This is a genomic window from Paenibacillus sp. BK720 (assembly GCF_011761545.1).
GTDB lineage: Bacteria > Bacillota > Bacilli > Paenibacillales > Paenibacillaceae > Pristimantibacillus.
In genome coordinates, this window is record NZ_JAASRQ010000003.1 from 822,144 (window position 1) to 834,358 (window position 12,215).

Consider the following 12,215-nt stretch of genomic DNA (forward strand, 5'->3'; position numbering starts at 1 on the left):
GTCATGAAAGCGAAATGGATCTTTACGATCCGGTGGCGTTTAATGCTGATCATGCTTATGAGTCTCGGCATGACGGCGCTTGCGCTTTTTGTCGGTTATTATTTGACGGGTCCGCTTCTGAAGGTGAAGCTGTTCCAGCCGCCGATTGATTGGTTAGTTAATACTTACGGCTCCCAGGTCGTTATGCTCGTTACCGCCGTCCTCTGTTTTCCTTATTTCTTCTTTGTGGCCAGCAGCGGACTCGTGAGAGATTTGCGCAATGTGGATGCGGGGCTGCAGGACATCCTGGAAGGACGCTTGGGCGAACAGGTAAAGGTAGGGGGAAGAGACGAATTAGCCCGGGTTGCGGATAGCGTGAATCAAGTAAGCAGCCAGCTGGACCATAACCTGGAGGAAATGATACGCGGACTGGAGGCCATCGCGGAGGGTCAATTTGACTATCGCATTCCGGAGATGGACGGCAGCAAGATAGGGAAAATGGTGTCCAGCATCAACCGGATGAGCGAGCGGCTCCATCGTTCGATTCAGGAGGAGCGTAATGCGGAGAAAACGAAAAACGATCTCATCACAGGTGTTTCTCACGACCTGAGGACTCCGCTTACCTCGATATTAGGTTTTCTCGAAGTTATAGAAAAGGATCGATACAAAGACGAAACGGAGCTCAGGTATTACGTGAATATCGCCTATGAAAAATCGTTAAGCCTGCGGCGTCTTATTGATGATTTGTTTGAATACACCCGGATCAATAACGGGATGCCGCTTGATCTCCGTCAGCTTGATATCATCGGGTTGATCGGGCAGCTTAACGAGGAGTTTGTTCCTGCGCTTGAAGCAGCGGGGATGGAGAGCAGAGTTGATTTCCAAGACGAAAGCCGCAAGATTATGGCAGACGGAGGCTTGTTGGTAAGGGCTTATGAGAACCTGATATCCAATGCCATACAATACGGCCGGGAAGGACGTTACGTAGATATTGAACTGGTGTGCGAAGAGGAAGATGTTATTGTGCGGATTACCAATTATGGAGAACCGATTCCCGAGAGGGATCTGCCCTATATCTTTGACCGCTTTTACCGGGTAGAACGTTCTCGGTCCAAGGAGACGGGCGGAACGGGGCTTGGACTGGCTATCACGAAGAGCATCATCGAGCTTCACGGAGGAAAAATTACCGTTCAGAGCAGTAAGAGGTTTACCTCCTTCGAGACCCGCTTACCGTGCTCTGGCCCCCTTAAGCGAGAGGGAACGGGACCTGACAAGCTGTCGTAAGCATTCAGCCTCTGACAGCTTGTTTTTTTATGTTTTTCTGCAAAAATCCTCGTCAATCTTTAGTAGAACTTAAGAAGTTCATAAGGAGTTCATGGCTTGTTTATTAAGATCTGCCTATTATACTGCTCTCAACAAGCAGGGAGGCATGATTAATCATGAAAAGCCGTAGATTGATGTTATTATCTTTTGTGAGTGTGTTTGTCATTGTGCTTATTGCTACAACCGTATACGCGTCGGGACTCTCCAACAAGAGTAACGGAACTGTATCGAATAACGCAGCCGTATCCGAAACGATAAGTAAAAACGGTCAACGCGTTGCTGTCCTTATGTATCATCATATTATGGACAAACCTACAGCGGACAGTATTATTTCGACCAAGCAATTTGAAGAGCAGATGCGCCTGCTCAAAGAAAAGAACTACCGTGTCATTGGAATGGATCAATATCGGGATTTTATTCTCAACGGAAAACCTGTTCCCGACAAAGCCGTTCTGATCACCTTCGACGACGGTTATGGATCCTTTTATAAACTCGCCTATCCGATCTTAAAGAAGTATGGCTATCCTGCAGTCAGCTTCGTCATTGTATCAAGAATAGACCACCCCGTCGGCGGAGAAATCCCGAAGATGACTTGGGACCAAATGCGCGAGATGAAGCAGAACGGCATTGCCTTTATGAATCATACCTACGATCTGCATAAGATGGGAGTTGTTAATGCAAACGGGGGAGAAAAGCCCGAAACGGTTGGAAGACTCTATTTGAAGGGTCAAAAACGCCAGGAGACGGAAGCCGAATATGAAAAACGCGTTGCGGAGGATCTAAAGCTCGCCGAAACCCGGTTGAAAGAGGAATTGGGCAATACGTACGGCGTTCTTGCGCTTCCTTACGGCTGGTACAATGATGAGCTGCTTAAGGTCGTCAAAGAACAAGGCATTGATTTGACCTTTACGGTAAAACCGGGTCTGAATGGTCCATCGGAAACAAACGGATTTCGGATTAACATGGGCTACTCCAATAAGAAGCCGGCGGACTTTATTAAAGAGCTGGATAAATACGAGCAGAAAAAGTAAGAACAGAACAGCGGCGCAGGATGAACCATACCTTCGCCGCTGTTTTTAATGCGGTGGGAGCACAGTCACAATCTTGTTATTAAAAGTTACAATTAGAGTAGTCGGAAAGAATCAGGCCGTTGTATGATGAGGTATCTGACCTTGTGCCAAGGAGACGAGTGACATGTTCAATAGAGCTAACAAGAAAGCGCTTCCAATCGTGATCGGATCGCTGCTCGTCGTTGCTATTCTAATCGCCTTTTCGACGATGTACGGGCAAACGCGGGGGACGGTCGATACGAATACAGCCCGGACCCAAGAAGGCCCGGAAGCCAAACCGGCAGAAGACAGCGATACGGACCGGCTGGTTATGGTTTTCCCCGCAGGCAATGTACCGAGGGATCTTAACCTTGTTGAGGATAAAATCAATGATTACCTCATGAAGAAAATAAACGCAACGCTGGATATCCGCACGATCGACATGGGCTCCTGGTGGGATAAGACGGGGTTGATGTTCGCATCGGGCGAGCAGATGGACATTATTTTCACCGCGGGCTGGATGCGCTTCGGAGACGAGATTGCGAAGGGCCGTTATCTGCCGCTTGACGAATTGCTGGACAAATACGGATCGGGCATCCGAAAGCTTCTTGATCCTTCCATTCTGGAAGCCAGCAAAGTGAACGGCAGGCTTTACGGGATTGTGACCAACAAAGAGTTTGCCTCCAGCAAAGGACTGGTGCTGCGTCAGGATCTGGTCGGCAAGTACGATATCGATCTGTCCCGGGTCAAGACATTGGCCGATTTTGGGCCGATTTTCGAGAAGCTCAAGCAGAATGTGCCGGAGCTGGCTCCGCTGCAGGCAAGGGCAGACCGCAGTCCGCTTACGTTTATGATGCAGTACGGCATTTTTGACATGCTGGGAGAGGGTCCAGGCGTCCTGCGCCGCGAAGGGCAGTCGACGAAGGTGCTGAATATGGCGGAGACTCCCGAGTTTATGGCGTACGCGAAGCTGCTTTTCGAATGGAACCGCAAAGGTTATCTAAACGCCGACGCGACCACTTCGAAGGACAACGAGTATGATGCGGTAAAAGCCGGCAACGCCTTTGCTTACGCGGAGTCGCTGAAGCCCGGCTTCGAGATTCAAGCCTCCCGGGATACCGGATATCCGATGGTGAGCGTGGAGCTCACCAAGCCTTATACCACCACGGCGGATACAACCAGCGCGATGTTTGCGATTACCCGCAATGCGAAGCATCCGGAGAAATCGATGATGCTGCTCAATTTGCTCTACACCGATCCTTATTTGCTGAACCTGCTGGATTGGGGCGTAGAAGGGATTCATTATGTCAAAAAATCCGATAACGTCATTGAGTACCCGCCTGGCATTGACGCCAAGACGGTCGGCTATAATCTGAATCAGCCCTGGATGTTTGGCAACCAGCTGAACTCGTATCTATGGGATAACGAGAACCCGGGGCTATGGGAAGAATACCGCAGCTTTAACGAGCAGGCCGATAAGTCGAAGGCGTTGGGCTTTGTTTTTAATCCGGAGCGGGTGAAGGCGGAGATTGCCGCTTCGCTTCTGGTCGAGAAGGAATTTATGCCGGCCTTTAACACCGGGGCGCAGGACCCGGAGAAAATCATTCCGATGTACGTAAGCAAGCTGAAGGCGGCGGGAGCGGATAAGGTTGTTGAGGAGAAGCAGCGCCAGCTTGATCGATGGCTTGCGAACCGCTAGCCATTCCCCAATGAGGAGGAGGAAAGTCATGAGACAAGCAACGATGCGTTCCAGACTGATACTTGGCTTTGGTCTCGTTATTATCCCTCTCGTCATTTTGCTGTTATGGAACAATCTTTACGCGACGAAGGTGGTCCATTCCCAGGTGGCGCAGTCGAACCGGAATATGCTCACGATGTACATGAACGATATGGATCAGGTTCTTGGCGAGATCGAGAACTATCTTTATAAAGCGGCGGAGCAGGATCAAAGCCTGATTTCGCTCAGCCAATACGACAAGGACAGCTGGGAGTATTATTTGTCCACGACGCAGACGGCAAACGATCTGGATTTGAACATCAACTATTACGACGCGGCGGATGTGTTGTTTGCTTACGGCGGGAACTACAAGGAGCTTCTTGTCGCCCAGCAGCAATCCGTCACCTATGCCCGCAAGCAGGAAATCCAGTCCAAGCTGAAGGAGCTGCTCGCGGGTAACGATCCGGCGCTTCGGGCGGGCTGGAAGGTTGCCGAGCTGAAGGGGCAATACGCGCTTGTCCGCGTTGTGGATACGAATTACGATTCTTTTATCGGAGCATGGATTGATCTTAATCGGTTGATGGAGCCGATCCGCCAGCTGGGCCAAGGGGGCAAGGCCGAAGCGCTTCTGGTCTCGGGGGAAGGGAAACCTCTATCGACGGTAAGCGAATCCATCCGGCAGGAGATTAACGCCTTTGACTTGGCGGCTTATATGGATAACGGGAATGCGGCTTACAATATCGTCAAGCTGGGCAATCCGTATTTGCTTGTCGCCAAGAGCTCCCGGATGGCCGATATGAACTTGATCTTCCTGCTGCCGGAGCGCAAGCTGCTCGAAGGGCTTCCGATTTTCCGTAAAATGACGTATCTCATTCCGATGCTGGCGGCGATCATGCTGGGACTCTATCTCTTATTCCTGCAAAATTCGATCGTGAAGCCGATCCATCATTTCATTAAAGGGATGCGAAAAATCCGTTCCGGCGACCTGAGCGTCCGGATGGAGGATTACAAGCTGCAGGAGTTTATAACGCTCAAAGAGACGTTTAACGGCATGGCCCAGCAGATTGAGCATTTGAAGATTGATATTTACGAGGAGCAGCTGCGGACGCAGAAGGCGGAGCTCAAGCATCTGCAAGCCCAGATCCACCCTCATTTCTTCATGAATTCTCTCAATATCGTCTATCAGCTTGCCCAGATCAAGGACTATGAAGTCATCCAGAACATGTCCCTTCATCTCGTGAGGTATTTCCGGTTTACGACCCGTACCCAGGTCTCGACGGTAAGCGTGAAAGAAGAAATCGAGCATATTTTCCATTATTTATCGATTCAGAAATATCGGTTCCCGGAGACGCTCGCCTTTGATTTCGAGGTTGATCCGGCGCTCGAGAAGGTGAGTATCCCGCCGCTGACGATTCAGCCGATGGTGGAGAACGCGATGGTGCACGGCTTTTCGATCCGTACGGGCTCGCCGTTTCATATCAGCGTAAAGGTGTCGGCAGAGGACGAAGGAGAGGACGCCGAGCTGGTCGTCAAGGTGCAGGATAACGGGAAGGGTCTGACGGAGGAGCAAATGGAGCATTTAAGAATAAAAGTTCATTCGCTGGAGCCCGGCGACGGCAGCTTAGGATTGTGGAACGTTGTCCGGCGGTGCAGGCTTTACTATAAGGGAACAGTCAGAATGGCATTTGGCAGCGCGGATCCGCAAGGCGCGGTCGTAACGCTCCGGGTGCCGAGATACAAAACGGGCGAAAGGGAGCCGGGACTATGATACGCGTGCTTATTGTGGATGATGAGATCTATGCGGTAAAAGGACTCCGTTCCGGCGTACGCTGGGAGTTGATCGGGGTGGACGAGGTCTATGAAGCGTACCATGCCCCGATGGCCCAGCAGCTGCTGCTTGAACAGCCGATCGATATTGTCATTTGCGATATCGAAATGCCGGAGATCAGCGGTCTTGAACTGATGGAATGGGTAAAAGCGCGCGGCATGCAGCCGGAGACGATCGTCTTGACCTGCCATTCCGAATTCGAGTATGCCAAGCGGGCGATTCATCTGGGCAGCTTTGAATATTTGCTGAAGCCCGTTGTTTATACCGAGCTGGAGGAGACGCTGCTTACCGCCATCTCCCGGGTGAAGGAGAAGCGGAGAATCAGCGAGACCGACGATCAGTACAACAGGATCGTGGAGCTGTGGAACAGCCGCAAGCCGATGCTTGTCGAGCGGTTCTGGCAGGATCTGCTCGAGCGCAGGGTTTCAAGCCATCCCGATGCCATTCGCCATTCGCTCTCCGCTTACGATATGCGGATGAGCAAGGTTGAACGGGTGCGCCTCATCCTCATCAGCGTGGAGAGCTGGGAACGGCCGCTTAACGAGCGGGATGAGCTTATTATGGAATTCGCGCTGCGCAAATCGGCCGAAGAGCTGCTGCTCGACAAGCTTCCCGGCAATGTGATTCAGGATCACCGGGGTAACATTCTTGCGGTGCTGCATCTGGGCGAAGTGGAGGCGGCAAGAGAAGAGATCGAAGACTTGTGCCAGAGTTATGTCGATGCCTGCAGGCAGTATTTCTATTGCCGGCTCTCCTGTTATATTGGCCAATTAACGGTCGTAACGGAAGTGCTGCAAAGCTATTTGGCGCTGCTGAACAAGGAATACCGCAACGTGAGCATGGCGGGCGGCGTCATCTGGAGCGAGGACCCGCCGGGCAGCATGACGAAACCGGCCGTTAGCTTTACCGAGACTATGCTGGATTGGGCGGATTTGCTGGAGCAGGGCAACATTGAGCAGCTTTCCGCTAGACTCGAGGAATGGACCAATTCTATTAACCCTGATCAAGCAACGGCTGAGACGCTGACCTCTTCCTACCATGCGCTCTTGCAGGTCATCTATTATGCGATGCACCGCAAAGGCCTTCAAGCCCAGCAGCTTTACGAGAATCATGCCTGCTCCGGCGTAGAGACCGCAACCCGTTCCGTCGGACAGTTCAAGCAATGGGTAAGCTGCATAGCCGAAGCGGCGGGCAGTCTGTTTGCGAGAACGATGGCGGTTAGTCCCATTGTACAAAAGGTAAAAACGTACATTGGCGAGCATCTGCACGAAGAGCTGTCCCGCGAGCAGCTGGCTTCCATTGCTTTCGTAAATCCGGCGTATCTGTCCCGCCTGTTCCGGAAGGAAACCGGCATGGTGCTGACCGATTATATATTGAAGGAAAGAATGGAAAGGGCTGCGGAGCTGCTGGCTACGACGGACCGCAGCATCAGCGAAATTGCCGACGGGCTCAGCTACGGGAACTTCTCGTATTTCGCCAGGCTGTTTCGGAAGGTTCACGGCGTGACGCCGCAGGAATACCGCAAGCCATACCGCAAGGTGCAGTAAAAAAAACGGCCGGAGTCTCCCTTTTTGATAACCACCTTTTCGGGTGGTTTTTTGTTTTTCTTTCATAAAATTTCCTTTCGCGGGCATCATGAAGTTAAACGAAACGGCGGAGGATCAATATGGAGCATAACGGACAACCATTAGAGCAGCCATCGAAACCTTTCGCCGCCGTCAACGATAATTTAACTTTTATCAGGCAATCTCTTGGATCACCCAATGATTTATTGATCCGAACCTTTCGGATGGCCGAAGGCGAGAAAGCGGCGGTTGTATGCATTGAAGGGCTGGCTGACAAGCAGGTTATTCAGAATCAGGTCATCAGCCAGCTGATACAAGTCAGCGGGATTCATTTTACCCGCACGGACCGTACCGTGAATACCGGGCAAATGGACGATGAATACAGCAGAGGGCTGGAGGCGCAGACGACCGAGCAGCTGTCGCTGCAGGATATGAGGCGTTCTTCGGATTGGGATGACATCATGCTGACTATCCTGTCGGGGGATGCCGCCCTATTCATCGAAGACATGGAAGAGACGGTACTGATCGGAAGCAAGGGCTGGAAAAGCCGGGCGATAGAAGAACCTCAGACGGAGTCGCTTATCCGCGGACCAAGGGATGGCTTCACGGAAGACCTCCGGACAAATACGTCTTTAATCAGAAGACGGATCCGTGATCCGCATCTCCGGTTTGATTCGTTTTGCATCGGGCGCAGATCTCGCAAGGATGTCACGATCGCCTACATTGACGGCATCGTCAATCCGATGCTCGTAGATGAAGTGAAGCGCAGAATCGGCACGATCGACATCGATGACCCGGAAGGCTCCGGCTTTATCGAGCAGTGGATTCAGGACCATTACTGGTCGCCTTTTCCCCAAATTTTGAATACGGAACGTCCGGACAAGGTGGCGGGGGCTTTGTTGCAGGGAAGAGTATCGATATTGGTCGACGGCACGCCTTTTCAACTCATTCTGCCGATTACGATAGCTTCCTTTATTCAATCGCCGGAGGATTATTACCAGAACTGGATCCTGTCCAGCCTTCTTCGAATTTTACGCGTCTTTGCGGTGTTTGTGGCGCTATTTCTCCCGGGCATGTATATCGCGATATTGGAATTTCATCACGGAATGCTGCCATCCAAGCTCGCTTTTTCCGTGGCGGGAACGAGGGAAGGGGTTCCTTTTCCGGCTGTCGTCGAGACGTTTCTGATGGAAGCTACTTTAGAGCTGCTGCGTGAAGCCGGGGTAAGACTGCCCAAATCCATCGGTCAAACCATTGGCGTAGTTGGCGGTCTAGTCATAGGCGAAGCGGCCGTCACGGCCGGCATCGTAAGTCCGGTGATGGTTGTTGTCGTGGCGGTTACGGCTATTGCTTCCTTTGCCATTCCTTCCTACGGCTTTGCCATTACCATCCGCCTCATGAGATTTCTTATTATGATTGCGGCGAGTATATTCGGGCTTTACGGCGTTGTGCTTGCCCTGATTGTCACTTGCATTCATCTCGTGAATTTGAGAAGCTTCGGCATTCCGTATACAGCCCCTCTGGCACCGCTTCGATTGTCGGACTGGCGCGATCTTATTTACCGGCTGCCCGTTATCCGCTTATCTCATAGACCCGAGATATTAGAAACGATGGATTCGAAAAGATTGAGCAAGAGCAGCAAAAGAAGGGGGACACCATGAGAATAAACAGCTATGGCGAAAAACCTCTGTCTACATTGGAGATGGGCATGACCATCGTATCCATGCTGGTTGGCGTAGGAGTTCTGACGCTTCCCCGCTCGGTGGCAACCTACACAAGCTCGTTTGACGGCTGGATAAGCATTCTGCTCGCGGGCAGTGTCGCGCTTTTTGCCGGTTGGCTGGTTTCGAAGGTTGCGGTTCGGGCAGGGAATAGGCCGTTTCTCGATTATTCGGTTTCCCTGGTCGGCCGGCCGGTCACTTATCTTATCGCTGCTCTTCAATTCAGTTATTTTTTGGGCTTCTGCTCCTTTGAGACAAGGGCGATCGCGAATATCTCGAAGCAATATTTATTCGACAGAACACCGGTTGAGTATATATCCCTGGTGTTTATTCTTGTTGTCGTCTATGGCGTATCCGGCAGCAGATCGGGCCTGCTTCGGCTAAACGTCCTGTTCCTTCCCTCCGTTCTTATCATGATTGTGATTGTCGTCTGCTTCGGATACAGATGGTTTGAATTCGAGAATTTGAAGCCCTTCTTGGTTACTTCGCCATTAGGCATTGCGCAAGGGATGAAGGAGGTTATCTACTCCTTGCTCGGGTTTGAAATTATTCTTTACTATATCGTGTTTATGGAGCGTCCCGAGAAAGCCCCTAAAGCGGTTATGTCGGGCATCGCGCTAACGGTATTTGTGTATCTGGTTATTTATCAACTCGTGATAGGGATTTTCTCCAATATCGGAGCCATGAATATCGTCTACCCAACCATTGAGCTAGCCAAGGAAATCCAGTTTCCAGGCAACTTTTTCGAACGGTTTGAATCGTTGTTTTTTGTCATATGGATCATGACGATCTACAACACCGCGGCCATGGGCTTCGATTTGGCGAATGAATGCTTGTCTTTTCTGTTCAAAAACCTGTCCAAACGCTACCGGCTTCTTATTATTGCGCCTATTGCTTATTTGATTTGCATGGCTGCCGGGGACATGTCGGAATTCGCGACCCTTGGGAATATCATCAGCTATTTGGCGATCCTCTCGGGTATTTTATTGCCGATCTCTCTACTTATGTTCGGGGGAAGGAAGAAGGAGGGAAAGGCAAATGACGGGAACCGGGCTTAAGCGAACGCGGCTTTTGCTATTGGCTTTTCCTTTGCTTCTCTCAGGCTGTTGGGACCGGGTTGAGATTGACCAGCGAGGTTTTGTCGTTGGCGTGGGGATCGACGAGCCGGACAAGAAAGAGGATGAGAAGCAAGGAAATAACATTCAGGATGACGATAAGCAGGCGCAGGATAACCAGAGCGGCCCCTCCAAGCGGCAGACATTCAAGGTAGTCTACCAGATTGTTATGCCTGCCGGCCTAAGCACGAATAAATCAGACGGAGGCGCGGGGGGCGGCAAAGCCTACTTCAATATGGCCGTAGAAGAAAACGCGATGGCTACCTCCATGTCCAAGCTTTCGCAGCGGTTAAGCCGCGCTCCTTTTTTTGAGCATTTGAAAGTCATTGTCGTTTCGGAAAGCATCGCGCGCAAACCCCAGAAATTCGCGGAGACCATTGACTTCTTTTTGCGCGAGAGTCAGATGAGGCGGTCTACCAGGGTGATGGTCACCCGGGATAAGGCACTAAATATTTTGAACACGCATCCGCCGGACCAGAAGCTGCCGGCGCAGTATCTTGAAGAGCTGTCGGACAATACGAAGGAAAGCTCCAGAATTTTGCCGGAATCGCGTATCGGCGATGTTCATGAATTTTTGCTCAAGCACAAAAGCTTTGCCATCCAGGGGGTTATGAACAGCAGCCGAAACTATTCTACAGTAACCGAAGCCGCTGTCTTTAACGGAAAATCCAATCAATTGGTTGGTTTCCTGAATGCTAAGGAAACAGCCGGGCTTAACTTTATGGAGGGGCACGTCAAAGGCGGCCAACTAAAATTCACCTTTGAAGACCGGCTCGGTGTATTCAGCGTGGAACGCGTGAGCAGGCAGCTGGCGTGTACATTTGGCCCGGACAATCTGCCTTCGTTCACTTTTCATATTCGCGTTGAAGGGTCTGTGGACGAAGTGTTTCACGCGCCGGATACCTTGAAGGAGCCTGCCATATCCGCAATGGAAACCGCCATTCAGGGAGAGATCGTCAAATTGATGGAGTCTACAGCAAATAAATTGCAGCATGAATTTAACTGCGATGTAATGGGGCTCCGCGAGTACTTGTTCCATAATCATTACAGATGGTTCAAGAAGCATGAAAGCCAGTGGGAAGAGGATGGCAAGCTTTTTTCTACCCGTCCGGTGCAAATGGATGTGAAGGTAAGCGTAAGGAGAAGCGGGAACATTAATTTAACGGAGGACTAGAATGGATTGGATAAAAAGAATAATCGGGCTGTTGCCTTCAGCTAGTATATTGTTCAGCGCGGCTCTATGCGTGATTATCCCGATGTGCTTCTATGAGGTCTCAAGGCGGATGCGCAGGCATGACCCGCCATGGAAACAGGAAATGCCCGAAGGCGAGCTTGATAAAACAATGCTGCCTGCCAGCTCCTCGAACGATCAGTATGAAGAGTAGGGAAGGGATGTTTTCTTAGCGAAAACTCTCTTTCTCCTCTAAACTATTAGTAGCTTTGAATATATCGGAGAGAGGAATAGGGTTAAAGTTTTTTTGAAAAAAAGCTTGCAATCGTATTTCGGTCTATGGTATATTCTAATTCCGGCCGAGAGAGATAAGATGCTCGGACGAAAAGCTGAAAATCATCGAGCAAATGGATGAAAAGTAAAGCTTGACACAAGAAACGATAACGTGATATGATATACCGCGTTGTTGAAAAAATTGTTCTTTGAAAACTGAACAACGAGCGAAACTGCCCCGTTAGAAATAACGGAAAAGCGATAAAACAAGTAATGAGCAAGTCAAACACCATTCATGGAGAGTTTGATCCTGGCTCAGGACGAACGCTGGCGGCGTGCCTAATACATGCAAGTCGAGCGGATCTTACCTTCGGGTAAGGTTAGCGGCGGACGGGTGAGTAACACGTGGGTAACCTGCCCATAAGACTGGGATAACATTCGGAAACGAATGCTAATACCGGATACGCGAATCGG

9 protein-coding genes and 1 rRNA gene are annotated in these 12,215 nt (G+C 50.7%); all 10 read left to right on the forward strand.

Annotated features, from left to right (window positions below):
• The first annotated feature begins 3 nt into the window (after positions 1 to 3).
• Positions 4 to 1,263, forward strand: a complete 1,260-nt coding sequence (locus FHT67_RS15615) for a sensor histidine kinase (protein ID WP_132310333.1) — start codon at positions 4 to 6, stop codon at positions 1,261 to 1,263.
• A gap of 155 nt (positions 1,264 to 1,418) precedes the next feature.
• A complete protein-coding gene (locus FHT67_RS15620; protein ID WP_167199632.1) occupies positions 1,419 to 2,333 on the forward strand; it encodes a polysaccharide deacetylase family protein in 915 nt (304 codons plus the stop codon).
• A 163-nt stretch (positions 2,334 to 2,496) separates the two neighbouring features.
• On the forward strand, positions 2,497 to 4,050 hold the full coding sequence (locus FHT67_RS15625) for an ABC transporter substrate-binding protein (RefSeq protein WP_167199635.1): 1,554 nt from the start codon (positions 2,497 to 2,499) through the stop codon (positions 4,048 to 4,050).
• A 28-nt stretch (positions 4,051 to 4,078) separates the two neighbouring features.
• On the forward strand, positions 4,079 to 5,836 hold the full coding sequence (locus FHT67_RS15630) for a sensor histidine kinase (RefSeq protein ID WP_167199638.1): 1,758 nt from the start codon (positions 4,079 to 4,081) through the stop codon (positions 5,834 to 5,836).
• Positions 5,833 to 7,443 carry a response regulator transcription factor gene (locus FHT67_RS15635; protein ID WP_167199641.1) on the forward strand — a complete coding sequence of 537 codons (1,611 nt, stop codon included), beginning with the start codon at positions 5,833 to 5,835 and terminating at the stop codon, positions 7,441 to 7,443. The genes FHT67_RS15630 and FHT67_RS15635 overlap by 4 nt, the downstream gene beginning before the upstream one ends.
• 119 nt (positions 7,444 to 7,562) lie before the next feature.
• Positions 7,563 to 9,122: a spore germination protein gene (locus FHT67_RS15640; RefSeq protein WP_167199644.1), complete on the forward strand. Its 1,560-nt coding sequence runs from the start codon at positions 7,563 to 7,565 to the stop codon at positions 9,120 to 9,122.
• Entirely contained in the window at positions 9,119 to 10,240 is a 1,122-nt protein-coding gene (locus tag FHT67_RS15645; RefSeq protein ID WP_132310343.1) for a GerAB/ArcD/ProY family transporter, read from the forward strand. The genes FHT67_RS15640 and FHT67_RS15645 overlap by 4 nt, the downstream gene beginning before the upstream one ends.
• On the forward strand, positions 10,221 to 11,471 hold the full coding sequence (locus tag FHT67_RS15650) for a Ger(x)C family spore germination protein (RefSeq protein ID WP_167199647.1): 1,251 nt from the start codon (positions 10,221 to 10,223) through the stop codon (positions 11,469 to 11,471). The genes FHT67_RS15645 and FHT67_RS15650 overlap by 20 nt, the downstream gene beginning before the upstream one ends.
• 1 nt (position 11,472) lies before the next feature.
• Positions 11,473 to 11,682: a hypothetical protein gene (locus tag FHT67_RS15655; RefSeq protein ID WP_167199649.1), complete on the forward strand. Its 210-nt coding sequence runs from the start codon at positions 11,473 to 11,475 to the stop codon at positions 11,680 to 11,682.
• A 351-nt stretch (positions 11,683 to 12,033) separates the two neighbouring features.
• Positions 12,034 to 12,215: ribosomal RNA gene (locus FHT67_RS15660) — 16S ribosomal RNA — on the forward strand; the annotation flags it as partial.